This window comes from Erwinia psidii, assembly GCF_003846135.1.
In the GTDB taxonomy this organism is placed as follows: Bacteria; Pseudomonadota; Gammaproteobacteria; order Enterobacterales; family Enterobacteriaceae; genus Erwinia; species Erwinia psidii.
On record NZ_RHHM01000020.1, the window covers coordinates 20,078 to 45,908 of the forward strand.

Here is a 25,831-nt window from a genome sequence, read left to right on the forward strand (position 1 = left end):
CCATGCGGTCTTGCGGAGCATCACTTCAGACTGCACCGCTATTGTCGAAAATCGGTAACTGTGACGGTATCAGACGCAGCTATCAAGTGTCAGATTAATTGGTAATATAAAAAAACGGATTAAATAATCTGTTAATACGGCGCAGATATGGCCGTATTTATTCAGTTAAAAACGAGACAGAGAAAAAGGTGATAAATCAAATTCCGCTGCTTTACCCTGAGCAAAATTAGCGGCAATTTCACCCAACACCGTGGCAAATTTAAAACCATGACCACTGAGTCCACTAATTAACAGACGGTTTGGTGAGTCGGGTATGGTATCAATAATAAAATCTTTGTCACCGGTATTATCATAGGTGCATGACTCTCCGTGCAGGCAAACGCCTACGCCCGGTAGAAAGTGGCGCAGGAAAGAAAAAAGTTCATTGCCATCAGCCGCCACGGTCCCAAAAGCGGTGCGTTGTTGCGGTGTCTCAACAGGCTGTCCCCCGTCATGTTTACCAATTTTAATGGCGTTATTGTCTGCCGGGAATCCGTAATAATGCCCGTCCGCTGCTTCGACGGTAAAGGCCGGGAAACGGTTATTTTCACTGTAACGGCCATCAGCCTGATGCCAGGCAAATACTTTTCGCACCGGTGTGATGGGCAACTGCGGTAACAACGTTTTCACCCAGGTTCCACAGCTCAGCAGCAGTTTACGTCCGTAAAAAGTACCCTCAGCGGTATGTACCCGTTGAAGCCCGTCCTGTTCCTCCAGAGCGTCCACCGCACAGTTAAACAGCTGGGCCGCACCGGCTTCTCTGGCAAGGCGGATCAGATGACGTACAGCCACATCAGACTTCAGATAACCAGCACGGGCTTCAAAAACCCCAATATAATCATCAGGAACCGCAAGCTGTGGCCACCGTGCGCCAATGTTTGCACTGTCCAGTATGTCAACCTGCAGGGAGAAGGTTGCTGCACTCTGACGGACACCGGCAATAAATTCAGAGGTTGCGGGTGCCAGGTTAAGTACGCCGCTCCGCTGCATAATACGTTCACCGCATTGTGCTTCCAGTTCATCCCACAGCTGTTGCGCCCTCAGCACCATCGGCACGTAGCGTGATCCTTCACCGTAAGCATGACGGATCAGACGGGATTCTCCATGGTGACTGCCCTCACGATGCGGAGGATGCGCGCGATCGATCATCAGTACCTTCAGACCAGCCCGGCTGGCATACCATCCGGCGGCAGCACCGACAGAACCACTGCCTGCCACTATTAAGTCATACACCATCTCAGCAAGGTTCCTTTCCGGTTAGGCAAAGCATGCAGAATAGCAAAATGCAGCACCATTGAAAAAGGCACTCTTCTGGAGTGCCTTGCGGGTGCTGATAACTGAATAAAATCAGTGCTTACGGTAATCACGGTCCTGGTAATCTGTTGCTTCGATCTTGGCAATGCCAGCTTCAAGGATGGAGATAAACTGTCGGGCGACATCGGTGGTTAACCAGTAGGTCTGACCAACCTCTGCTTCGTCAGTCTGCTTCTGATTAGCGGAAAGTGAATGCAAACGGATCATCATAGCATCATAGCTGTCGACGGTACTGATATCCCACCCAATGAGGGGATGTGTCTGGATAACATCTTTGTTTCTGTCCATTATAACCCCCTTTATAACTCGTATTAGTAATGACAACGAAGTGATTTATCGAGGTTCAATGCGGTCTTTTTTTACAGAGCAAAGTAATTATAACAGGGTTTTTTAGATTCGTGCAGAATGAAATTTTTATCGCGGGGAATGAACTTTTAATTGCTGCTTATTTCACTCGCTGCCGATAATTATCGCCCGGAGAAAAACAGCCGTGGGACATTTGCGGAAATATTATCTCTGCCGTGACAATTTAGCGTCTTATCATCCGGCAGCGGACCGGGCCTGGCAAAAAATAAAAAAGCCGGATGGCGAAATCCGGCAAACAACGGAAAAGAAAAGGGATGCGGAGTCAGTCGGTGATAAACCAGTCGTCGGCACTTTCCCAGGTTTCCTGTAAAATTTCAGTCACGCGATCTTTCGCTGCATGATTACCACCCATCACCGTCAGGTTGTTGGCAGCCGCATAGCGAACGGAAACGCTGTGAGCCGTTTCAGGAAACTGCTGATTAATTCGCTTGTCCAGTTCTGCGGTCAGTGCATCGATGGCACCAGCCGGTAGGGATGTGGTTTTTGCTACAGTGACTTCGATACGCATGGAAAGCCTCCGAATAAGATACTGTAAATATATACAGTTAAATGTCCGAAGGCAATCTTTTTGTTACAGGTTATGGTGCCACTTGCCAGTTAAGCGTTTCACCGGCAAGGAAAGGGACCAGCGTATCATCACCGAGTTTGACGCTCTCCGGCACGGTCCACGGCTGTCGCACCAGCCTGATGCTGCCCTCATTCAGTGGCAGATCGTAAAAGCGAGGACCGTTTTCTGAGCAGAACGCCTCAAAATGTTGCAGCGCATCCATTTCCTCAAACACCGTGGCGTAGGCTGGCAGTGACGTGGGCGCATTGAAGACCCCCGCACACCCACAGCTGGCCTCTTTCCGCTGACGCAGATGCGGCGCAGTATCGGTGCCAAGGAAGAAACGCGTATTACCGCTGGCCACGACCTTGCGCAGCGCTTGCTGGTGAACATTCCGCTTGAGAACAGGCAGGCAATACAAATGCGGACGTATCCCTCCCACCAGCATGTGATTGCGGTTAAACATTAAATGTTGTGGCGTGATGGTGGCGGCGAGGAAACGGTTGCCCTCCTGCACGTATGCGGCAGCGTCCTGTGTTGTGATGTGCTCGAATACCACTTTCAGCTCCGGGTACTGTATGCGCAGTGGTTCCATCACGGTGTCGATAAAGCGCGCTTCACGATCAAATATATCAATATGCGCATCGGTGACTTCACCGTGGACCAACAACGGCATGCCGATTTTTTGCATCCGTTCCAGCACCGGGGCAATGGCGGCGATATTAGTTACGCCATGGCTGGAATTGGTGGTGGCGTGTGCCGGATAGAGCTTGGCAGCGGTAAATACGCCGGCACTGAAGCCTTTTTCCACTTCATCTGCATCCAGTGAATCTGTCAGATAACAGGTCATTAGCGGCGTGAAGCTGTGCCCGGCAGGCAGTGCTGCCATAATACGTTCACGGTAGGCAATGGCCGCAGCCACGCTGGTGACGGGCGGAACCAGGTTTGGCATCACGATTGCCCGCCCGGAAACCTCGCTGGTAAAAGGCAGCACGGTCTGTAACATTTCATCGTCACGCAGATGAATATGCCAGTCGTCAGGGCGGCGGATCATAAGTTCCTGGGGTTTTGCAGTCATAAACAGGCTCCGGCAGAAGTGAAGGCGTTGTGGCTGATTTGGCCGGGTTCCAAGCATAAGCACAAAGCGGCGGCTTTGCACCTGGTTTGTGATTCAGTCACGGAGTAAAAATGAAAATGCCGGGAGGCGTTCTCTGTCCGGGACGAACAGAGAACGGGGAAGGGATTAGTCAGTGAACGGGATAACCAGCTTACCAGGTTGTACTTCAAGGCCCTTGGCGAATCGTTTTGCCAGCGACTCTGCTTTGCTACGGTCGGCGCTCAACAGGTAGGCGGGCTTCTGGTTGAAATAGTCTTTCAGTGACTGGTTAAGGTATGGCGTCAGGGTTTTCAGCACACCCTGCATCTTCTCAGGCTGCACCTGCACATCCACCAGCTCCAGATCATGCAAATAAATAGCCCCCTGTTCTTTATTAAACACCGGCTGTGCCTTCATGGTCAGCTTCATATCGGCGTTTTGCGGGCCAAACAGGGAACTGATATTGACTTTAGCGTTACCCGTCAACGTGACTTTGTTGGGTTCTTCGCGTCCTATCTGGCTGTTAAGGTTACTCAGAACAATATGCGCATCAACCAGTCCGGCCACGCCAATTTGTTTCTCATAATTATTGTGCTTTTCCAGCGCCTGGTTTATTTCCTGTTCGCTGATGGTGTATTGCGTCAGCTGGTTACAGCCGCTGAGTAATACTGCCAACAGCAGGGCGCTTAGCCCGGCGAAAAACGTTTTCATCATGATCCTCGTCATATTATGCCGTCTGTTACCCTCCAGACCGAAGAGAATAGCTTGCACGACATTGTGCTCAGAGTCACCAGGATTAACACGCAGAGTGGGGGTGCGCTTAATGTCGGAGACATTTTGTGGCCCTGTGGATCATTCAGCGATAAATGACGACCGCATTGCTATGCTGTTGACGCCGCTTTGCGTTGAGCGGGCGGATTATTTTACGCCCGAGAGTGGGGGTGATTATAATTTTCTGATGAAATCACAGAGTACGGCGCACGTTGCGCCGGTTTTTTTCCGAGGATGCAGGAGAGAGAATGTTTGGCTATCGTTCCGCTGTGCCGAAAGCCCGCCTGACCACTGACCGACTGGTGGTTCGTCTGGTCTGTGAACGCGACGCCTGGCGTTTAGCCGATTACTACGCTGAAAATCGTGCATTTCTGAAACCCTGGGAGCCAGTTCGCGACGACAGTCATGGTTATCCCTCTGGCTGGCAGGCCCGTCTTGGGCTGATTGGTGAAATGCACAAGCAAGGCAATGCCTACTATTTCGCGGTGCTGGACCCGAATGAAACGGAGATACGCGGCGTGGCGAATTTCAGCAATGTGGTGCGGGGATCGTTCCATGCCTGCTACCTGGGCTATTCGCTGGCTGAAAAATGGCAGGGGCAGGGGATTATGTATGAAGCATTGCAGTCAGCGATACGTTATATGCAGCGCCAGCAACGTATGCACAGAATTATGGCGAATTACATGCCACACAATCATCGCAGTGGCAATTTGCTGGCACGGCTTGGTTTTGAGAAGGAGGGCTATGCCAAAAATTACCTGATGATTGACGGACTCTGGCAGGATCATGTGCTGACCGCCCTCACCACCAACGCGTGGCAACCCGAACGACGTGGACCATTATGATGAAAACAGTGCTTTCTGCCCTTGAGGCGCGGGTGGTGGGGTGCCTGCTGGAAAAGCAGGTAACCACCCCTGAACAATATCCCATGTCGCTCAACGGAGTGCTTATCGCCTGCAATCAGAAGTCAAACCGTGAACCGGTGATGACGCTGAGCGAATCTGACGTGCAGGACACACTGGACATGTTGGTAAAAAAACATCTGGCTACCGTCCTGAGTCGTGCAGGGGATCGGGTGGTGAAATATAAACACCGGTTCTGCAATACTGAGTTTGGTCCGTTGAGGTTGACGCAGGGCGAGCTGGCGTTGGTGAGCACCTTGCTGTTACGGGGGGCGCAGACCCCCGGCGAGCTGAGGACCCGCAGTATGCGGCTGCATGAGTTTGCTGACACGACGGAAGTGGAGCAGACGCTGGAAAGCCTGACCTCGCGCGAAGATGGTCCTTTGGTGATGCGACTTTCACGCGAGCCGGGAAAACGTGAAAGCCGCTATATGCATCTGTTCAGTGGCAACGTGGAAGATGCTGGCCCGGCCGAAAACGCACAGGCGACGACAGAAAACGATCTTGTGGCCAGAGTAACCGAGCTGGAACGTGAGATGGCCGAACTGAAACAGCAGTTCGCCGGGTTGTTAGACCGGACGGACTGAGGTTGTCGCCCTGGTTCAGCAGGCTGTTGAAAAAAAGAGAACAACATGATCAGACTTAAAGTGGGCATTATTGGTCTGGGAAGTATTGCGCAGAAAGCGTGGTTGCCCGTAGTGACAAGAACTGAAGGCTGGCAGATTGTCGGTGCATTCTCGCCAAACCAGCATCGCGCTGGCAAAATCTGTGAAAGTTATCGTATCCCTCTTTTTTCTTCTGCCGCAGAGCTGGCCGCTGCCAGTGATGCAGTATTTGTTCATACCACCACCGCCAGTCATTTCAGCATCGTCAAAGCGTTGTTGATGGCGGGTGTCGATGTCTGCGTCGATAAACCCCTGGCGGGCAGCCTCGATGAAGCGGAACAGCTGGTGGATTTAGCCCATCGTAAAGGGCGCAAGCTGATGGTGGCTTTCAACCGCCGCTTCGCGCCACGTTACCTGCAACTGAAAGCCGAATTATCGTCGCTGGCCTCGTTACGGATGGATAAACACCGTTGCGACAGCGTTGGCCCGCACGATCTGTTCCATACCCTGCTGGATGATTATCTGCATGTGGTGGATACGGCGCTTTGGCTGGGCGGCGGTCAGGCAGTGCTGCAAAACGGGACTCTGCAAACCAACGGTGTGGGGGAGATGATGTATGCCGAACACCATTTTCGTCAGGGCAACCGTCTGATCACCACCAGTATGCATCGTCGGGCAGGCACGCAGCGTGAAACGGTCAGGGCGCTGACTGACGGCAGCGTCTGGCAGATTGACGACATGTGTCATTTACAGCGGGAAATGGCGGGGCAGCTGATTATCGACCCAACTCCCGCGTGGCAGAGTACCCTGGAACAGCGAGGGTTTGTGGGTGCCGTCAGGCATTTTATCGACTGTGTGCAAAATCAGACTCTGCCGCAAACCTCTGGCGAACAGGCGCTGATGGCGCAACGGGTGGTGGAAAAACTGTGGCGCGACACCGACCAGGAATAACGCTGTAACAATCCGCTATGGTTATTTGATTCATTATCAGTAGACTATAGCGCTTGCCGATCGGAACCCTGCGTCGGGCGAAAACCTGACCTGCAATCCCGTTCCCGTAATAATCAGGAAACGCATGAACCTGTTGAAATCACTGGCAGCGGTCAGCTCAATGACCCTGTTTTCTCGCGTGCTGGGATTTGCGCGCGATGCCATTGTGGCAAGAGTTTTTGGTGCCGGGATGGCGACGGATGCCTTTTTTGTGGCGTTCAAATTACCCAACTTACTGCGTCGGATCTTCGCTGAAGGGGCGTTTTCTCAGGCGTTTGTCCCCATCCTGGCCGAATACAAAAGCAAACAGGGAGAAGAAGCCACCAGAGTCTTCGTTTCCTGTGTTTCTGGTTTACTGACGCTGGTACTGGCGGTGGTGACCCTTGCAGGTATTGTCACCGCGCCCTGGGTTATCCTGGCAACCGCCCCGGGTTTTGCCGATACGGCAGACAAATTTGCGCTTACCTCATCGCTGTTGCGCGTGACTTTTCCCTATATTTTGCTGATCTCGTTGGCTTCGCTGGCCGGGGCTATCCTCAACACCTGGAACCGTTTCTCGGTCCCGGCCTTTGCCCCTACGTTACTGAATATCAGCATGATCGGTTTTGCGCTTTTTGCCGCGCCGTACTTTCATCCTCCGGTGATGGCGCTGGCATGGGCCGTGGTGGTTGGCGGCGTGCTGCAACTGCTTTATCAGTTACCGCATCTTAAGAAGATTGGCATGCTGGTGCTGCCGCGCATCAACCTGAAGGATGCCGGGGTGTGGCGGGTGATGCGGCAGATGGGACCGGCGATCCTTGGCGTATCGGTCAGCCAGATTTCACTGATCATCAACACCATTTTCGCGTCGTTTCTGGTTTCAGGCTCGGTGTCGTGGATGTACTATGCCGACCGCCTGATGGAGTTCCCTTCCGGCGTGCTGGGCGTGGCGCTGGGAACCATACTGCTTCCCGCGCTGGCCAGAAGCTTTGCCACCGGAAATCACGCGGAGTATAACCGCCTGATGGACTGGGGTCTGCGTCTCAGTTTTCTGTTGGCGTTACCCTGTGCGGTGGCGCTGGGGATCCTGTCAGGACCGCTGGTGGTGTCACTGTTTCAGTACGGCAAATTTACCGCTTTTCACGCTGCCATGACGCAGCAGGCTCTGGTGGCCTATTCGGTCGGGCTGGTGGGGCTGATTGTGGTGAAAATCCTCGCGCCGGGATTCTATTCCCGCCAGAACATTAAAACGCCGGTGAAGATCGCCCTCTTTACACTACTGATGACACAGCTGATGAACCTGGCGTTTATTGGCCCGCTGAAACACGCCGGTCTGTCGTTATCCATCGGGCTGGCAGCCTGTATCAATGCCCTGATGCTGTACTGGCAGCTGCGGAAACAGGCTATTTTCCAGCCTCAGCCCGGCTGGTTCAGTTTTCTTCTGCGTCTGACCATCGCGGTGGTGGTGATGGCGGCGGTGTTGCTGGGACTGTTATGGATAATGCCGGACTGGTCACAGGGCAATATGGTATGGCGATTGATGCGTCTGGTGGGGGTGTGTGCCGTCGGTGCGGCTACTTATTTTGGCGTGCTGGCCTTGCTGGGTTTTCGCCTGCGTGACTTCGCCCGAAGCACCACGGCGTAGTGCCTTTGCCGGGGCAGGCTGGCAGAGGGGCCATGTCCCTTTGCCGAGCGTAGCGGGAAAAACGGCGCCCGGCGGCTTACAGACAATGCATTGCGATCGGCCATCGTAGTGCGCGTGTCGGCTTTCGTTCCCGCAAACAATTTCAGGGCTGAACATTCCGGGTAGCGAGGCGTAGCTCATAACGAAAGTATGACGGTCGAATCCTGACCCGCGCTGAGCGAAAGGCCCCTGTTAACATCAGGCGCTGGCGTGTTTTTCCGGCGGCAGAAAATAGCAGCCAGACGCCGAAAAGCGGACCTGCACAGAGAATGCCACCTACCGGATAGTGTGGTTTTTCGGCTGCGATCTGTCTGATCATATCCGGGGTTAAAACCGCAACCGATATGTACCGGTTAACTGCCCGGCGTGCGGCAGGACCGAACAGAAGGTTCACTGGCACGCTCAGTGTTGCGGGCAGTGGGAGAAGCTGAACCGCAAAGACTCGCTTTCATATGCCGGAAGGCGAAAAGGCGGTTCAGACTTTGCGGTTGATAAACACGTTTGACGTCGCCTGGCCATCCGGGCCATAAAATTTCTGCGAGTGATGCGGACGAAGCACGTCCAGCGCCTTTTCGGTAAAACCAATCTGGTGATTCAGCAGCAAACCATTATGCAGATTAGTATCACGCAGCTTCATGGTCTTTTCCTGAATGTCTGACCAGCGACGCGACAGTTCAGAGTGGCGGCTGTAGGGGGCATGAATGCCGCTGTCCTGCTCGGCATCACGGCGCATTTGCTCAAGAAAGTTGAGCGTCGCCAGCAGGGAGCTTTTATCTTCAGTAATACGCTGCAGTAAGCTGCTGTTGATCTGCCCGCCTGACAGCTGTTGTTGCTCTGATGTCATCACATCGGCCAGACTTGCCAGCACTTCCAGCATCTTATCAAGCGTCGTCAGCAGCTTATTCATTTACTCAATTACCTTCTAAAGCGTCTTTTGCCTGCTGAATCAGGGCATCAGCGATTTTGCCGGTGTCCATTTTCAGTTCGCCATTACGAATGGCGGTTTTTAACTGCTCCACGCGGGCGGTGTTAATATCCTGCGAGCTGGATTTAGTCAGTTGTGACTGTGCGCCGCTCAGGACAACCTGCGAAGCGGTGGTGGTGCCGGTTGTTTTTGCCTCAGCCTGACGAGCCTTTGGTGCAGCCGTATCGGATGTATCGCGTGTCTGGACGGTGCTGGCTGAATTCAACGGTTGAGTTCTGTCAATGCTCATATCTGACTCCTGTAAGCTCAGGCAAACTGTCAGCCTGTAAAATAAGTATATTGCGTCTGTTATTTATTCTATCGGCAGAACTGAGCCCATCTTTAGTCCTTTATAGCGTTATAAGAATATTCCCATCCGCAGCCACTTTCCCGCTGACAATCTGACCTGAACTCATGCGCACACGCACCGGTTGTGTCGCTGTGGCATTGTTCATCGCCCGTCCTTCGCTTGAGACGTTGAAGCCATCACCGCTGGCGACCACCGTCACATTCTGTCCCGCCTTCACCCGCCACGGCTGGCGAACCATCATCATGGTCAGAGGCTGGCCGGGAATAATATCTCGCAGTGCCACCGCATCGGTTATCTCTGGTGCGCTCATTACCGTGCGTGCAGGCAGGGTATCCAGACGGCCGCGTACCGTTTTGATATCGGCTGCGGTGATAGCCGTGCCCCGTGGTACCACGCGCGTTGCCACGATATAGCTGCCGGTTACCTGAACTTCCACCTGGAGATAACGGCGGTTCTGGTCACAGTTTGCCGCGACACTCATGTTACCCCAGATGCGACTGTTGCCAGGCAGGGAGAAGCGCGGTGTGTCACAGGCAGGCCACTGTGACTGAGGCGTTTTTACCACCACAACCAGGGTATCGGCATTCTGGCCGGATTCCCCATAGCGCGCTTTAAAAAATTGATTGAGTTGAACCGTCAGTGAGGCGGCACCGGCTGGCAGAGTGGCCAGGCCCAGCAACCCGGCAATCAGCAAAGTAAACCCACGCATCTTCTCGTTACCCTGTTTTTCACATGGCAGCAATTCTACTCGCGGGCGCGCACGGTCAAGGCGCAAATTAGCGACGCTTTTGAGCGTTATTCCTCCGATAGCAATTTGCCTTACGCGATTATGCTGTCAGCTCTGAATACTCACCATGCGGAGGAAGCATGCTCGACAAACTCGACGCCGCACTGCGGTTCAACACCGAAGCGTTGAACCTGCGGGCCCAGCGCCAGGAGATCCTTGCGTCCAATATTGCCAACGCGGATACCCCCGGCTACCAGGCACGCGATATCGATTTCGCCAGCCAGTTAAACAAGGTAATGGAGCAGGGTCGGGCGCAGGGTTCGGGCCTGCAACTGGCGGTCACCTCCGATCGCCATATTCCTGCGGAATCTACACAGGCGGCTTCCATGGACCTGATGTACCGGGTGCCAGACCAGCCTTCTGCCGACGGTAATACCGTCGATATGGATCGCGAACGTACTCAGTTTGCGGATAACAGTTTGAAATACCAGACCGATCTGACCGTTATCACCGGACAGATCAAAAGCATGATGTCCGTGCTACAGGGGCAATAAGTTATGGCACTTATGAGTATTTTTGATATTGCCGGTTCAGCGATGACTGCCCAGTCACAGCGACTGAACGTTGCGGCCAGTAACCTGGCCAACGCCGACAGCGTGACCGGACCGGATGGTCAGCCTTACGTGGCGAAGCAGGTGGTTTTCCAGACGGCAGCGGAGTCTGGATCGGCCACCGGTGGTGTAAGGGTATCGCAGGTGGTGGACGATCCAACACCGGCAAAACTGGTTTATGAGCCGGGCAATCCGATGGCAGATGCAAAAGGCTACGTAAAAATGCCCAACGTCGATGTGGTAAGCGAAACGGTGAACACCATGTCCGCCTCGCGCAGCTACCAGGCCAACGTCGAGGTGTTGAACACCGTTAAACAAATGATGATGAAAACCCTGACGATGGGTCAATAAGGAGCAGCCACATGAGCATTGCAGTAGGCGTCAACGAATCCACAGACAACACGGCCATTACCACCACGTCGTCGACCAGCGATACCACGGCGGCCGACCTGCAAAGTAACTTCCTGACGCTGTTGGTCACGCAGTTACAAAACCAGGATCCGACCAACCCAATGGATAACAGCCAGTTAACTACCCAGTTGGCACAGATCAACACCCTTAGCGGTATTGAAAAGCTGAACACCACGCTGGGCTCGATCTCCGGTCAGATCAACAGTAGCCAGTCGTTGCAGGCGTCGGCACTGGTCGGCAAAGGCGTGATGGTTGATGGCTCACAGATTCTGGTGGGTACCAGCGGTGACACCACCTCAACAACTCCATTTGGCGTGAGTCTGGAACAGGCATCCACCGCCACTACCGCCACCATCAGCGACTCTTCTGGCAAGGTGGTACAGACTATCAATCTTGGTGCCCTCAGCGCCGGTGTTCATACCTTTTCATGGGATGGTTCTGAATCGGATGGCACCACCGCCCCGGACGGAAAATACACCCTGTCGCTCAGTGCCAGCAATGCCAGTGGCCAGCTGACGGCACAACCTCTGAATTATGCGCTGGTCAACGGCGTCACCACCGATACCGACGGTGCCATCCTGGATCTGGGCACTATGGGTACATCCACTGTCGCTAACGTTCGTCAGATTCTTTAAATAACAAAAACTTTTTCAGGAGACTACACATGGCATTCTCTCAGGCAGTCAGTGGCTTAAACGCCGCCGCCAGCAACCTTGACGTTATCGGCAACAACATCGCTAACTCCGCAACCGTAGGCTTTAAATCGGCCACCGTTTCTTTCGCGGACATGTTCGCAGACTCTAAAGTCGGTCTGGGTACCAAGGTTGCCGCGGTCACGCAGGATTTCACTGACGGTACCACCACCTCAACCAGCCGTGGTCTCGACGTGGCTATCAGCCAGTCCGGTTTCTTCCGTCTGACGGATACCAGCGGTGCGGTGTACTACAGCCGTAACGGCCAGTTCACGCTGGATTCAGACCGCAATATCGTTAACTCCGATGGCCTGAAACTGACCGGTTATCCGGCAACGGGTACACCGCCGACAGTGCAGACCGGTGCCAGCCCGGTTGCGTTGAGCATTCCAACCACGGCAATGCCGGCGAAAGCCACCACCACGGCGGCGATTACCGCCAACCTGAACTCGACTGACACCGTGCCAACCACCACGACATTCGATTCAACCAATACCGATACCTACAACAGCAAAGCGTCAATGACCACCTATGACTCGCTGGGTAACGCGCACACCATTAACCTGTATTTCATTAAAGGTGCCACCGACAGCACCACCGACGCGACTAACCCGACCACCACCTGGAACGTACAGGCAGTGGATTCGAGTACCGGTGCCAGTGCCGGAAGCTGGGATATGACCTTTAACAGCAGCGGTGAGCTGACCTCTACCGCGACGCAGACCGTCAGCATGGCGTCGTTGAACGGTTCGGCACCGAGCACCTTCTCGCTGGATCTCACCGGCAGCCAGCAGCAGAACACCGGTACTGACACCTTCGGTAACCCAACGCAGAACGGTTATAAGCCTGGCGACCTGACCAGCTATCAGATCAATGACGATGGCACCGTGGTGGGGAACTACTCCAACGAGCAGACCCAGACGCTGGGACAGATTGCGCTGGCTAACTTCGCTAACCCGGAAGGGCTGAAGTCTGAAGGTAACAACGTCTGGTCCGCGACGGCCTCTTCAGGTCAGGCGCTGGTTGGTCTGGCGGGAACCGGTAACCTCGGTACGCTGACCGCAGGCGCGGTGGAATCTTCCAACGTCGATCTGAGTAAAGAGCTGGTGAATATGATCGTGGCACAGCGCAACTATCAGTCCAACGCCCAGACCATTAAAACACAGGACCAGATCCTCAATACGCTGGTCAACCTGCGTTAACCTGGCTAACAGGGGAGTCCAATGGATCACGCGATATATACCGCAATGGGGGCTGCCAGTCAGACCCTCGATCAGCAGGCAGTGACGGCAAGCAACCTTGCCAATGCCTCAACGCCCGGCTTCCGTGCGCAGCTTAACGCGCTGCGTGCGGTGCCAGTGGAAGGGCAGTCCATGCCAACCCGCACGCTGGTGACGGCGTCCACGCCTGGGGCAGATATGACGCCCGGAGCAATGGACTACACCGAGCGCCCGCTGGATGTCGCCGTTCGTCAGGACGGCTGGCTGGCGGTGCAGGCAGCCGATGGTACTGAAGCCTATACCCGCAACGGTAACATGGAGATCAACCCGGCCGGACAGCTCACCATTCAGGGCAACCTGGTGGTAGGTGACGGCGGGCCAATCGCGGTGCCGCAAGGGGCGGAAGTGACCATCGCGGCTGACGGTTCTATTACCGCGTTGAATCCGGGTGATGCTCCCAATGCCACAGTTCAGCTGGGCCGTCTGAAACTGGTCAAAGCCACCAGTACAGAAGTAACGCGCGGTGATGACGGTCTGTTCCGTCTCACCGCCAGCGCACAGGCACAGCGCGGAGCTGTTCTGCAAAGCGATCCAACCATTCAGGTCATGCCTGGCGTGCTGGAAGGCAGCAACGTCAATTCCACACAAACCATGGTTGACATGATCGCGAACGCACGCCGCTTTGAGATGCAGATGAAAGTGATCTCCAGCGTAGATGACAATGAACAACGCGCTAACCAGCTGCTGTCGATGAGCTGAGTGCAGAGGAAAACCTTATGATCCGCTCTCTATGGATTGCCAAAACCGGTCTTGACGCCCAGCAGACCAACATGGATGTCATTTCCAACAACCTGGCAAACGTCAGCACCAACGGCTTTAAACGCCAGCGTGCGGTGTTTGAGGATCTGATGTACCAGACTATCCGCCAGCCTGGTGCGCAGTCGTCTGAGCAAACCACGCTACCTTCCGGGATGCAGCTGGGTACCGGTACACGTCCGGTCGCCACCGAACGCCTGCACACTCAGGGTAATCTTAACAAAACGGATTCGTCGAAAGACGTGGCGATCAGCGGACAGGGTTACTTTCAGGTGCAGCTGCCTGACGGCACCACCGCCTATACCCGTGACGGTTCGTTTCAGACTGACCAGAACGGCCAGCTGGTAACCAACGCCGGTTTCCCGGTACAGCCAGCTATCACCGTTCCGGCTAACGCCCTGAGCATGACCATTGGTCGTGACGGTGTGGTCAGCGTGACACAGCAGGGCCAGACGGCGGCGGTTCAGGTTGGTCAGCTGACGCTGAGCACCTTTATTAACGACGCCGGCCTTGAAAGTATGGGTGAAAACCTCTACCAGGAAACCCAGGCTTCCGGTGCACCCACCGACAGCACGCCGGGCAACAACGGCGCGGGCCTGTTGTACCAGGGCTATGTGGAAACCTCCAACGTGAACGTGGCTGAGGAACTGGTCAGCATGATCCAGACCCAGCGTGCTTACGAGATCAACAGTAAAGCGATCAGCACTTCCGATCAGATGTTGGCCAAACTGACCCAGCTGTAACAGTAAAAGCCGGGTTTACCCGGCGCTAATTACAAGAACTTTAATTAAGGTCGTGATTCCATGGCGAAGCAAATCTCCATGCCTGGACGTTTGTTGGTAGCTACATTGCTCCTGACGCTTAACGGTTGTGCTTTGGTTCCCCGTAAGCCACTGGTCGAAGGTTCGACAACGGCCGAGCCGTTGCCCGCTTCGCCCCAGGTGGTAAACGGCTCTATTTTTCAGGGCATTATGCCAATGAACTACGGCTATCAACCGTTGTTTGAGGATCGTCGCCCACGCAATATTGGCGATACGCTAACGATCACCTTGCAGGAAAACGTCAGCGCCAGTAAAAGCTCCACCGCCTCTGCCGGACGTGATGCCAGCGCGACGGCTGCTCTGGCGGCGGTTCCCAGCGCGATGGCGGGACTTTTGGGTGGTGACAAGGCTGCCGTGGATGGCAGTGGTAAGAATACCTTTGCAGGTAAAGGTGGTGCGACGGCCAATAATACCTTTACTGGCACCATTACCGTCACCGTCAATCAGGTGCTGCCTAACGGTAACCTGAAGGTCGTGGGTGAAAAACAGATTGAGATTAACCAGGGGACAGAATTTATCCGCTTCTCGGGCGTGGTTAACCCACGCACCATCAGCGGCAGCAACACCGTGGTTTCGACCCAGGTGGCAGACGCGCGCATTGAATATATCGGCAACGGTTATATCAATGAGGCACAGACGATGGGCTGGCTGCAACGGTTCTTCCTGAACCTGTCACCATTCTGAGAGGTTATCATGCACAGAATTCTTCGACTCACCCTGCTGTTACTGGCGATGGTCAGCACCTGCTCCTTTGCCGACCGTATCCGCGATCTGACCACGGTGGGCGGCGTACGGGATAACTCCCTGATTGGCTACGGTCTGGTGGTGGGGCTGGATGGTTCGGGAGACCAGACCACCCAGACGCCGTTTACCACCCAAAGTTTAAACAACATGCTGTCACAGTTGGGCATCACCGTGCCCAGCGGCACCAACATGCAGCTGAAAAACGTCGCGGCAGTTATGGTCACGGCCAAACTGCCGGCCTTTGGACGCCAGGGACAGGTGATTGACGTGGTGGTGTCTTCAATGGGTAATGCCAAGAGCCTGCGCGGCGGCACGCTGTTGATGACCCCGCTAAAAGGGGTGGATAACCAGGTCTATGCGCTGGCCCAGGGCAATATTCTGGTGGGCGGTGCGGGAGCGTCCTCCGGGGGAAGCAGCGTGACCGTTAACCAGGTGAACGGCGGACGGATCACCGGTGGGGCAACCATTGAACGTGAACTGCCGAATAATTTTGGTACGACCAATGTCATCAACCTGTTGCTGAATGAAGAAGATTTCAGCATGGCGCAACGCATTGCTGATGCGGTTAATGCCCGCTATGGCTCCGCTCAGGCGCTGGATGGCCGGACGGTGCAGGTACGTGTTTCGGCCAGCGGCACGTCGCAGGTTCGCCTGCTGGCAGATATCCAGAACATCGACGTTTCAGTTCCGCTTCAGGATGCCAAAGTGATCATCAATTCGCGCACCGGATCGGTGGTGATGAACCGCGAGGTGATGCTCAGTAGCTGTGCCATCGCCCAGGGCAATCTCTCTGTCACCGTCAATCAGTCGCAGAACGTCAGTCAGCCTGACACGCCATTTGCCGGTGGTCAGACGGTGGTAACGCCACAAACGCAGATCGATATGCGTCAGAGCGGTGGTTCGCTGAAAAGCGTCAACGCCAGTGCCAATCTGAACAGCGTGGTGCGCGCGCTTAACGCGCTGGGGGCTTCCCCTATCGATCTGATGTCCATTTTGCAGGCCATGCAGAGTGCCGGCTGCCTGCACGCCAAACTGGAAATAATCTGATGGGTGATTCTCAATCTCTGATGAGTGCGGCTTATGACAGCCGTTCACTGAACAACCTCAAACGTATGGCCAGCAGCGACCCGAAAGCACACGCAAGGGAAGTGGCAAAGCAGGTGGAGGGGATGTTTGTACAGATGATGTTGAAAAGCATGCGTGATGCGCTGCCGCAGGATGGCCTGCTCAGTACGGAGCAAACACGGATGTACACCTCAATGTACGATCAGCAGATTGGGCAGCAGATTGCGGCTAAGGGACTGGGGCTGGCGGATATGATGGTCAAACAGATGGAGCAGGCCGCCACGCCCGATGAAAAAGCGGGTACCGTGCCGATGTTGCTGGATAAAAACTTTATCAGTACCCTGCCGCCGCTGGCGATGGAGCAGCTGGTGCGCAAGGCGGTACCGCGGCTACCGTCTTCCGATATGCCGCTCAGCGGTGACAGCAGCGATTTTATTGCTCAGCTGTCGCAACCCGCTCAGCAGGCCAGTGCGGAAAGCGGCATTCCCCACCATCTGATCCTGGCGCAGGCGGCGCTGGAATCAGGCTGGGGACAGCGTCAGATCCGCACGGCAGACGGCAGGCCCAGCTACAACATTTTTGGCATTAAGGCATCTGGTGACTGGCAGGGTAAAACCACCGAGATCACCACCACCGAATATGACAACGGCGTGGCGAAAAAAGTGAAGGCGAAGTTTCGCGTCTACGACTCCTATTTCGAGGCACTGAATGACTACGTAAAACTGATCGGTAGTAATCCACGCTACGCGGCGGTCACTACGGCAGCGACGCCGGAGCAGGGGGCGAAAGCGTTGCAGGCCGCGGGCTATGCTACCGATCCCAACTATGCGCACAAGCTGGTGGGGATGATCCAACAGTTCAAATCCATGGGGGAGAAAGTGATGAAAGCCTACACCCAGGATATGGGTGATTTGTTCTGATTTTCCTTTTATCCCGACGTTTACAGCGCCGTTAGCGAAGTGCATTTACCTGAGTAAGCGCGCCTGAGGAGCTATCCGCTTTGTCTTGCTGAAACGCTAATTTATTTGGGATTTATCGCTCAAGTTTGTCCCGTATGAACCGATAACAGCTAAAGGCCGGATTTGTGTTAGTGCAGACCGGCACCGATTGTAAATGCCGGCCCGTGTTGCCAGGGTTAAAAAGGAACCGACATGTCTAACTTAATCAATACCGCGTTAAGCGGGATAAACGCCGCTTCCGCAGCGTTGAATACCACCAGTAACAACATCAGTAATTACAGCGTTGCGGGATATTCACGTCAGACCACGGTCCTTGCCCAGTCCAGCAGCACGCTGAGTGGATCCAATTACTATGGTAACGGGGTATCGGTAGCCAGCGTTAATCGCGAGTATGACGCCTTCATTACTAACCAGCTGCGTGCGGCAAGTACCAGCTCCAGCGCACTGAGCACGCAATATTCGCAGTTATCAAATATTGACGATATGTTCTCCAGCACCACCAATACGCTGTCCACCAACATGCAGGATTTCTTCTCCTCGCTACAGACGCTGGTCAGCAACGCCGATGATTCATCCTCACGTGAGGCGGTTCTGGGCAAGGCCGAAGGGTTGGTCAACCAGTTTCAGGTGACGGATACCTATCTGAAAAACCTCGACAGCAGTCTGAATACCTCAATCAGCTCGACGGTAGAACAGGTTAATGGCTATGCCAAACAGATCGCCAACATTAACCAGCAAATCACTAAACTGACCGGAGCAGGCGGCGGTACTGCGCCAAATGACCTGCTGGATCAACGCGACCAACTGGTCAGTAAACTGAACGATTTGGTGGGTGTGACCGTCAGCCAACAAGACGGCGGTAGCTACAACATCAGCATTGGTAACGGTATCAGCCTGGTACAGGGTGACAGCTATAACCAGCTGGCGGCGGTTGCTTCCAGCGCGGACTCAAGCCGTACTACCATTGCCACGGTTGATCCCTCTACCGGTGCTAAAACGGAAATTCCTGAAAAATTGATCACCACCGGATCGCTCGGTGGCCTGCTGGCTTTCCGCACCGATCTGGACAATACCCGCAACCAGCTGGGTCAGCTGGCACTGGGGCTGGCCAGCAGCTTTAATACCCAGCACGAAGCGGGCTACGACAGTAACGGCGATGCAGGTGAAGCCTTCTTTAATTACGGCAGCCCGTCGGTGACGACCAACACCAGTAATAAAGGCACTGCTTCGATGACCGCCACGATAAGCGATGCCAGTGCCGTTCAGGCTTCCAACTACAAGGTGAGTTATGACGGCACCAACTGGAATGTGACCCGTCTGTCGGATAACACCTCGGTTACCGCCACATCTGGCACCGACAGTTCCGGTAACTCAACGCTCAGTTTCGATGGATTGCAGGTCACGCTTGGCGGCACGCCAGCTGCCAAGGACAGCTTCCTTGTTAAGCCGGTTGCCGATGTGATTGGCAATATGAGCGTCAATATAACCGATGAGGCTAAAATTGCCGCCGCGGGCTCTGATGATGGCGTAAGCGATAACACCAATGCCCAGTCATTGCTGGATTTGCAGACCAAAAAGGTTATCAGCGGTGCCAGCACCCTTACCCAAGCTTATGCCAGTATGGTGGCGGATATCGGTAACAAGACTACTACGCTTGAAACCACCAGTACCACGCAGACTAACGTGGTAACGCAGCTGACCAATCAGCAGCAGTCTGTTTCCGGCGTCAACCTTGATGAAGAATATGGCAATCTGACGCGTTATCAGCAGTATTACACTGCCAACGCGCAGGTGATCCAGACCGCCAGCGCGATTTTTGATGCGTTGATCAGTGCGGTTAGCTAAAGGATAAGGAGTTAACTATGCGTCTCAGTACCGCAATGATTTACGATCAGCAGATGCGGGGTATTTCAACCTCGCAGGCCAGCTGGCTGAAAGTCGGTGAGCAACTTTCATCAGGCAAGCGTGTGGTCAACCCGTCGGACGACCCGGTTGCTGCCGCGCAGGCGGTGGTGTTGTCACAGGCCCAGGCGCAGACCAGCCAGTACAAAACTGCACGCAGCTTTGCCACTACCACCATTTCGGAAGAAGAGACCAACCTTCAGCAGGTTACCAGCGTCATTCAAAGTGCGCAGACGGTGGTGGTGGCGGCGGCCAACGGCACATTGTCCGATGATGACCGCGCTTCCTATGCTCAGCAGCTTACCGGGTTGCGTGACCAGTTGCTTAATCTCGCCAACGCGACTGATGGCAATGGACGTTATCTGTTTGCCGGCTATAAAACCGACTCCGCACCTTTTACCCAGGATTCCAGCGGTAATGTCACTTACAGCGGTGGCACGACGGCTATCAGTCAGAAGGTTGATTCCAGCCGTACAATGGTCACCAGCCACACCGGCGATCAGGTATTTATGGCGCTGACCAGCAATGCCAAAGCAGAGCCGGACGGTAGCACCAGCGAAGCGAATATCTTTACTACGCTCAATACGGCAATTAATGCTCTGAACACGCCTATCGCCAGCGCTGATGATACTGCCATACAGGCGTCCGAGGATGCACTGGACAAGACCAATCGCGGCCTGAGCAACTCGTTAAATAACGTGCTTGCGGTGCGTTCCGTGCTGGGTACGCAGTTGAGCGAGCTGAGTAATCTGGATGCGAAAGGGGATGATACGACGGTTAATCAGACCACGCAGATGAGCAACCTGGTGGATGTGGATTACACCAGTGCGATCTCTTCCTACACCATGCAGCAAACTGCACTACAGGCGTCATACAAGGTTTTCACTGACATGTCTTCCATGTCACTGTTCAAACTTAATGGCTAATCTGTTTACATTTTAGAGCGTGCTTAAACCGGGCACGTTCATTTTTTCCCGTTTTCAGCTTAACTGCTGTTGACGGGTTTTTTTTGTTTGCAATGCAGGCATTGGTTTCTGCGCTTTGAAGAGCTGATCACATTTTGTTTAGGGTGACATTTTCGGTCTGCGGCAGGGCTTGCCAGTCTCTGCCCGGCGGACTGCACTCTGTTTTAATCGGGAGGTAATGTGAACAGGTTGTCAGCATCCAGACGGTATTCAACGCGGCTGCCCGGAACTCAGGGCGCATTAAATATCAGCAGCTGTGCCGCAGGTTGAGCTGACAATGCACAGAGCGAACGGTCTTTTTTTCTGATTATTTATTGATATTTAACACCACTCTTTTTTTGTGAAAAAATCAGACAGCATTACAACTGGCATGAATAAAGATTTTTTTGCTGCCAGAGTAAAATATAATTTTATGGGTTAGGTTAATAAATTGCTGGTGGGGTTAAGTTTTTAGTTGCCATATAAAGGGTGCTGAATCTTTAATGAGAATATTTTTATTTTTGTTATTGAATGAAAAATGGACCTGTTGATAATATTTCTTTATTTATATGGGGCTTTTTATTTTATTAAAGTCTGGTATTGAATTTGTTAACTATATGGATTTGTTTGCGGGTATTAATTTCAGATTTTTGAATTCACCTTATGCAGTCAATGTCGTTGTTCTCATACTCACTCAAAATGCTACCCATTGCGGTCTTAAGATTTTTTTCACACTCTTTCAGGCAATAAATATAGGTTTTCAATTCGGGGAATGAGCGATCTATGCTGTAGTTGAGGTCTGTGTCAAAGCAGTGTTTATTTTTATAAAACAGAACCATGGATTCGCTCATCAGACCCACTGCATCACCACTTTTGATCAGAAAAAGATAGTTATCTATATCATCCACGATAATGACCTGAGCATTGGGGCAGGTGTTCAGAATCTTCATATGGGCCGTTTTGATGTAGTGCTCGTGAAAGCCATTTCTGGGAATAATGATGGGGATTTTTTTCATATCACTGACCTGGTAACGCTCAATTCCCTTTGCCAGTAAGTAACAGATCGGCTCGCTATAGAATTCCATCGTGCTGATCCCGTTCTCAGCGATCTCCCGGTGGGAAATCACTGCCTGAACCTCACCGGAGAGCAGTGATTCCAGAGACTTTGCGGCATCACTGGAACAGTATGAAACCGACTCTGTTTTCTTTCTTTTCTTTACTAATATGTTGAACAGAAAGTGATTGAGGTTTTCAACACCGATCATCAGACTCCTTTTGATATTGAGGCTGTGCGTTTTCTGTGAAAAGCTGGCTTCAATTTCTGATATCTTCATGTAGTAAGGCATTATCTTTTCATACAGTTCGAGCCCCTTTTTGGTGAGGGTGAAATCATGATCTGTGCGCGAAAAAAGCTTATATCCCAGTTCATCTTCGAAGAGCTTTATTCTTCTCGATATTGGAGATGAAGTAACAAAAAGAATTTCGGACGCTTTTTTGAGCGATTTTTCTCTCGCCAGAACAATAAAGCATTTCAAGTTAGATGAAACAAACATACTGCCTCCTGGTGGGGGTATATAGCGTCAACTTAAATCAGATGAAATATAACACACTCCAGAATCGTCTGAACTGGATTTGTCCTAAGATTTTCTGATATTTATCAGTGTTTTCATTATGATGCTATTTTTTAAATAGTATTATTAATTTTTAAACTTGCGATATTCAGGTCATCTGCATATGCTTCGCGGAGTGTTAACAGGCATGAGTGTGAGCAAGTAGTACCAACTATTAAAATAGTTTTAAATTAAAAATAAAAGTCATGGATAAATACCTTTCTTCTGCTTTTATATGGTTTTTGTATTTTTTTACGTCAATCTGCTTTAATAAAAATCTATATTACTGCACTGTGATATAAACTGAATTCATGGAAAAATTCGGCTGATGATTTAACATTTTTTTAATACAGCCAGCCTCAGATAAAATTTCGTCCCAAACAAAATAAATAGCCTTTACGCCAGTTCGATAACAACGGCCGGGGTCTGATGGCAATGATGATTATTTTTTAACAAAAAAAAGCATAAAAACGAACCACTCAAGAATACAGCGTAATGCTGTTTTACACCTTTATTGAAGACCTTATCTGATAAGGCCCTTCATCCTTCTCCGCTACAAAAAATCGGTAATTTCATCTTATGGACAGACGGGCTGTAACAATTCTGTTAATGCTTACTTAATTTTTTTGTGCCGACACTGTAAATTTTTGTCAGTACGTCCACTCTTTAATCTTCCCCATCTTTAATGGCACAATTTCAATAGTCATAAAAAATGAAGTCTAAACGGCTTTTTTTTTGTATCTGATTTTTTAAGTAATCATCGGTCAGACCATTCAGTCCTTTCAGTTTGTTAAATTTGTTAAATCATCCATTGCTATCGTAAAAAACTTCGACGCTGATTATATGTTTCTTATTGCCTTTATTATTTTTATTTAATGGTCAATCAATTCAGTCAGTTGCCAAAAAATCCGCTCATCATTTTAATTATTGAAATTGAAAGTTTTTTTGCTGTGGTTAACATTTATTGCAGTAATAAAGTGATGCAGAAAGAAATTTTCACTATACCGAGTTCGATTGATGTAAAGATCATTTGATAGTCTGCTTTAGAATTAATCCAATAAAACCTGGGGTGATTATGTCCGAGAAAAATATGTCGTTAAGAAATAGCGAAAATAAAATGGTAGTGGGATTTTGGCATAACTGGCCATCCACTGAGGGGCAGGGTTACAGAAGAGGTAAATTTGTTGAAGTAGAGTTGCCTGATATTCCTGTGCAATATAATGTGATCGCTGTGTCTTTTATGAAAGTGCTGGATCTCGCGGATCGTATTCCTGACTTCAGGCCTTATAAAGGCACCGAAGCCGAATTTCGTCAGCAGATTGACAGGGTACATGCGCAAGGCCGCAAAGTGCTGATTTCTCTTGGAGGAGCAGATGCACATATTGAACTGAAAAGCGGAGATGAAGAAGCACTGGCAAACCGTATTATTGCACTGACCAATCAATACGATTTTGACGGTCTGGATATTGACCTGGAGCAGGCTGCAATCACCGCTGCGGATAATCAGACGGTCATTCCTGCGGCACTTAAAATGGTGAAAGATCATTTTAAATCATCAGGTAAATATTTCACCATCAGTATGGCTCCTGAATTTCCATACCTGACCCAGGGAGGGAGTTACAGCCCATATATTAGCCGCCTTGAAGGCTATTACGATTATATTATGCCGCAGTTTTATAATCAGGGCGGTGATGGCCTGTGGATTGATAATGTGGGTTGGCTGGCTCAGAATAACGATGCGCAAAAAGCAGACTTTCTTTATTATCTGACCGAAAGTCTGGTAACCGGAACGCGTAATTATATCAAAATACCTCATGATAAATTTATCATCGGCTTGCCTACCAACAATGACGCGGCGGCAACTGGTTATGTCATCAATCCCGACGATGTTTATAATGCGCTGGACCGTCTGGAAGCGGCAGGTTTACCCATTCTGGGCTTGATGACCTGGTCGGTTAACTGGGATGCGGGTTCTACTGCCGACGGCGTGCCTTACAACTGGGAATTTATCAAGCGTTACGGCTATCTTGCGGGCGATGGCACCGTACCGGAACCACAGCCCGATCCCCAGCCACAGCCCGATCCTCAGCCACAGCCCGATCCCCAGCCACAGCCCGATCCTCAACCACAGCCTGATGAGTTGCCATCATGGCGAAGTGGTGTGAGATACAGTGATAATGACATGGTCAGCCTGCAGTCACAGCATTACCGCTGTGTGATGGAGCATGACTCCAATACCTTCTGGACGCCAGACTTAGCTAACTCCCTCTGGCAGGCGACTGGTGCTGCTTCCCGGACATCGCTCTTTTCTACGGATACTGCCGGACAACTCACGACACCAGCGTTACGCCACGGGCATATTGCCACGCCGGCATCACGCGCTTATTTCGCCTGGCAGAATGGTCAGCTGAATGCTGGTCAGCTTAACCAGCGTGAAGCGGGTAAATTCTTCCCACAAACCGACCGTGGATTGCAGGATCCCGTTGCACCTACCGACTCGGCTAACGCACTGCCACCGCCTGACGGCAGGATCGCCAGTGCCAATCAGGGTGATGGCCTGTTTCTGGATGAGCCTGGTTCACACTGGCAAAAACACACGGTCTCATCAGCCTCAGTACTGCAATTTATCTGGACCTACACGGCACCGCATTCGACGCGTCGTTACAACTATTTCATTACTCGCGAGGGATGGAATCCAGAGCTGCCGCTCAGCCGTGCGCAATTTGAAACTGAACCCTTCTTCAAAGTGGAGTTTACTGAACAGCCATTCTGGAGCCATGGGGCGGCCCTGCGGCCTACCAGCCCAACGGTGCATGAAGTGCCACTGCCGGTACGCAGCGGCTACCACGTACTGTTGGCGGTGTGGGAAGTTGCAGATACCGGTAATGCGTTCTATCAGGTTATTGACCTCGATTTCGTCGGCGGTGGCAATCCTGATACTGATCTGCCAGTTTCACCAGCGGGTCTGCATGCAGGTGAGGTAACCAGTACCTCGGCGACACTGAGCTGGAATGCCTCGGCGACGGCGGGAGCATCTTACCGCCTCTATCGCGACGGTCACTTGATCCACAGTGGCTCAGCGCTGTCGTTCACTGATAGCGGGCTACAGGAAAATACCCTTTATAGTTATGCAGTCAGTGCGGTTAACTCTGCTGGGGTGGAATCGTCTCAAAGTCAACCGCTGACCATCACCACCAGTACCACTGCTGAACCAGGTACTACGCCACCTACAGCACCGTATAACCTGCATTCAATGGGAGAAACTGCGAACAGCGTCAATCTGATGTGGGGCGCATCCAGCGGCAGTAACCCTCTGCAAAGTTATATTGTCTATCGTGACGGGTATGAAATCGATCGTGTGCCTGCTTCGCAGCTCAGCTACCTGGACAGCGGTCTGAAGGCTGACAGTTTCCATCGTTACTTTGTCGCGGCAGTGGATTCATCCAATCTGCTTTCCGTACCCAGTAATGTGCTGTCTGTGACCACCACCAGCGCCAGCGATGACAGCGGCGGCGGCGATGACAGCGGCGATCTCTATCCACAATGGACGCTGGGTACGTTTTACGCCACTGGCGCGCCAGTGAGCTATGTTGGCAGGAACTGGATCTGTCTGCAGGCACATACCGCTCTGGTTCAGGATTGGGCACCGGGAGAGGCACCTGCACTGTGGGCTGAAGTTCGCTAAAAACGGCAACAATAGATTGAGGGCCAAAAGGAATTGGCCATCACTGAGTCAGCCGCT

General features: G+C 52.3%; 25 protein-coding genes. 16 read left to right on the forward strand and 9 right to left on the reverse strand.

Going from position 1 to position 25,831, the window contains the following annotated elements:
* Window positions 1-165: 165 nt before the first annotated feature.
* The 5 genes from solA to EB241_RS19270 all read right to left on the reverse strand — a co-directional run bounded on the left by solA (window position 166) and on the right by EB241_RS19270 (window position 4,073).
* Window positions 166-1,275 (reverse strand): N-methyl-L-tryptophan oxidase, encoded by a 1,110-nt coding sequence (solA, locus tag EB241_RS19250; protein WP_124234699.1) that lies wholly within the window; start codon window positions 1,273-1,275, stop codon window positions 166-168.
* Between the two features lie 111 nt (window positions 1,276-1,386).
* Entirely contained in the window at window positions 1,387-1,641 is a 255-nt protein-coding gene (gene bssS / locus EB241_RS19255; protein WP_124234700.1) for a biofilm formation regulator BssS, read from the reverse strand.
* 340 nt (window positions 1,642-1,981) lie between these two features.
* Entirely contained in the window at window positions 1,982-2,227 is a 246-nt protein-coding gene (dinI, locus tag EB241_RS19260) for a DNA damage-inducible protein I (protein WP_124234701.1), read from the reverse strand.
* Between the two features lie 70 nt (window positions 2,228-2,297).
* Complete coding sequence (gene pyrC, locus EB241_RS19265; protein ID WP_124234702.1) at window positions 2,298-3,344, reverse strand: dihydroorotase; 1,047 nt, start codon at window positions 3,342-3,344, stop codon at window positions 2,298-2,300.
* Window positions 3,345-3,509: 165 nt separating this feature from the next.
* Entirely contained in the window at window positions 3,510-4,073 is a 564-nt protein-coding gene (locus EB241_RS19270) for a lipoprotein (protein WP_124234738.1), read from the reverse strand.
* Between the two features lie 308 nt (window positions 4,074-4,381).
* Between EB241_RS19270 and rimJ the strand changes: the two genes are divergently transcribed.
* The 4 genes from rimJ to murJ all read left to right on the forward strand — a co-directional run bounded on the left by rimJ (window position 4,382) and on the right by murJ (window position 8,254).
* Entirely contained in the window at window positions 4,382-4,978 is a 597-nt protein-coding gene (gene rimJ, locus EB241_RS19275) for a ribosomal protein S5-alanine N-acetyltransferase (protein ID WP_124234703.1), read from the forward strand.
* On the forward strand, window positions 4,978-5,622 hold the full coding sequence (locus EB241_RS19280; protein WP_199737398.1) for a DUF480 domain-containing protein: 645 nt from the start codon (window positions 4,978-4,980) through the stop codon (window positions 5,620-5,622). Before rimJ ends, EB241_RS19280 begins: the two co-directional genes overlap by 1 nt.
* Window positions 5,623-5,667: 45 nt before the next feature.
* Window positions 5,668-6,591 (forward strand): Gfo/Idh/MocA family protein, encoded by a 924-nt coding sequence (locus EB241_RS19285; protein WP_124234705.1) that lies wholly within the window; start codon window positions 5,668-5,670, stop codon window positions 6,589-6,591.
* A gap of 124 nt (window positions 6,592-6,715) precedes the next feature.
* Window positions 6,716-8,254 (forward strand): murein biosynthesis integral membrane protein MurJ, encoded by a 1,539-nt coding sequence (murJ, locus tag EB241_RS19290; protein ID WP_124234706.1) that lies wholly within the window; start codon window positions 6,716-6,718, stop codon window positions 8,252-8,254.
* Window positions 8,255-8,768: 514 nt separating this feature from the next.
* On the opposite strand, the gene flgN is transcribed toward murJ, so the two are convergent.
* The 3 genes from flgN to flgA all read right to left on the reverse strand — a co-directional run bounded on the left by flgN (window position 8,769) and on the right by flgA (window position 10,276).
* Window positions 8,769-9,200 (reverse strand): flagellar export chaperone FlgN, encoded by a 432-nt coding sequence (gene flgN / locus EB241_RS19295; RefSeq protein WP_124234707.1) that lies wholly within the window; start codon window positions 9,198-9,200, stop codon window positions 8,769-8,771.
* 4 nt (window positions 9,201-9,204) lie between these two features.
* Window positions 9,205-9,507 carry a flagellar biosynthesis anti-sigma factor FlgM gene (flgM, locus tag EB241_RS19300; protein ID WP_124234708.1) on the reverse strand — a complete coding sequence of 101 codons (303 nt, stop codon included), beginning with the start codon at window positions 9,505-9,507 and terminating at the stop codon, window positions 9,205-9,207.
* Window positions 9,508-9,607: 100 nt separating this feature from the next.
* Window positions 9,608-10,276 carry a flagellar basal body P-ring formation chaperone FlgA gene (gene flgA / locus EB241_RS19305; RefSeq protein WP_124234709.1) on the reverse strand — a complete coding sequence of 223 codons (669 nt, stop codon included), beginning with the start codon at window positions 10,274-10,276 and terminating at the stop codon, window positions 9,608-9,610.
* Between the two features lie 158 nt (window positions 10,277-10,434).
* Between flgA and flgB the strand changes: the two genes are divergently transcribed.
* From flgB to flgL, 11 genes are all read left to right on the forward strand, one after another.
* Window positions 10,435-10,848, forward strand: coding sequence for a flagellar basal body rod protein FlgB (gene flgB / locus EB241_RS19310; RefSeq protein WP_124234710.1), 414 nt, complete (start codon window positions 10,435-10,437; stop codon window positions 10,846-10,848).
* A 3-nt stretch (window positions 10,849-10,851) separates the two neighbouring features.
* Window positions 10,852-11,256 (forward strand): flagellar basal body rod protein FlgC, encoded by a 405-nt coding sequence (flgC, locus tag EB241_RS19315; RefSeq protein WP_124234711.1) that lies wholly within the window; start codon window positions 10,852-10,854, stop codon window positions 11,254-11,256.
* An 11-nt stretch (window positions 11,257-11,267) separates the two neighbouring features.
* Window positions 11,268-11,951, forward strand: coding sequence for a flagellar hook assembly protein FlgD (gene flgD, locus EB241_RS19320; protein WP_124234712.1), 684 nt, complete (start codon window positions 11,268-11,270; stop codon window positions 11,949-11,951).
* Window positions 11,952-11,980: 29 nt separating this feature from the next.
* Window positions 11,981-13,210, forward strand: coding sequence for a flagellar hook protein FlgE (gene flgE, locus EB241_RS19325; RefSeq protein WP_124234713.1), 1,230 nt, complete (start codon window positions 11,981-11,983; stop codon window positions 13,208-13,210).
* 21 nt (window positions 13,211-13,231) lie between these two features.
* Window positions 13,232-13,987, forward strand: a complete 756-nt coding sequence (locus tag EB241_RS19330) for a flagellar basal body rod protein FlgF (RefSeq protein ID WP_124234714.1) — start codon at window positions 13,232-13,234, stop codon at window positions 13,985-13,987.
* Between the two features lie 17 nt (window positions 13,988-14,004).
* The gene (gene flgG, locus EB241_RS19335; protein ID WP_124234715.1) at window positions 14,005-14,787 is read left to right on the forward strand and encodes a flagellar basal-body rod protein FlgG; all 783 of its coding nucleotides are present in this window, start codon (window positions 14,005-14,007) and stop codon (window positions 14,785-14,787) included.
* Between the two features lie 60 nt (window positions 14,788-14,847).
* Window positions 14,848-15,549 carry a flagellar basal body L-ring protein FlgH gene (locus EB241_RS19340; RefSeq protein ID WP_124234716.1) on the forward strand — a complete coding sequence of 234 codons (702 nt, stop codon included), beginning with the start codon at window positions 14,848-14,850 and terminating at the stop codon, window positions 15,547-15,549.
* A 9-nt stretch (window positions 15,550-15,558) separates the two neighbouring features.
* On the forward strand, window positions 15,559-16,656 hold the full coding sequence (locus EB241_RS19345) for a flagellar basal body P-ring protein FlgI (protein WP_199737396.1): 1,098 nt from the start codon (window positions 15,559-15,561) through the stop codon (window positions 16,654-16,656).
* Complete coding sequence (gene flgJ, locus EB241_RS19350; protein WP_124234718.1) at window positions 16,656-17,594, forward strand: flagellar assembly peptidoglycan hydrolase FlgJ; 939 nt, start codon at window positions 16,656-16,658, stop codon at window positions 17,592-17,594. Before EB241_RS19345 ends, flgJ begins: the two co-directional genes overlap by 1 nt.
* Before the next feature lie 231 nt (window positions 17,595-17,825).
* Window positions 17,826-19,478: a flagellar hook-associated protein FlgK gene (flgK, locus tag EB241_RS19355; RefSeq protein ID WP_124234719.1), complete on the forward strand. Its 1,653-nt coding sequence runs from the start codon at window positions 17,826-17,828 to the stop codon at window positions 19,476-19,478.
* A gap of 17 nt (window positions 19,479-19,495) precedes the next feature.
* Complete coding sequence (gene flgL, locus EB241_RS19360; RefSeq protein ID WP_124234720.1) at window positions 19,496-20,461, forward strand: flagellar hook-associated protein FlgL; 966 nt, start codon at window positions 19,496-19,498, stop codon at window positions 20,459-20,461.
* A 674-nt stretch (window positions 20,462-21,135) separates the two neighbouring features.
* Here the strand turns inward: flgL and EB241_RS19365 are convergent.
* Window positions 21,136-22,032 carry a LysR family transcriptional regulator gene (locus EB241_RS19365; protein WP_124234721.1) on the reverse strand — a complete coding sequence of 299 codons (897 nt, stop codon included), beginning with the start codon at window positions 22,030-22,032 and terminating at the stop codon, window positions 21,136-21,138.
* A 1,132-nt stretch (window positions 22,033-23,164) separates the two neighbouring features.
* Between EB241_RS19365 and EB241_RS21675 the strand changes: the two genes are divergently transcribed.
* Window positions 23,165-25,774: a lytic polysaccharide monooxygenase gene (locus EB241_RS21675; RefSeq protein ID WP_233592656.1), complete on the forward strand. Its 2,610-nt coding sequence runs from the start codon at window positions 23,165-23,167 to the stop codon at window positions 25,772-25,774.
* The last annotated feature ends 57 nt before the right edge of the window (window positions 25,775-25,831 follow it).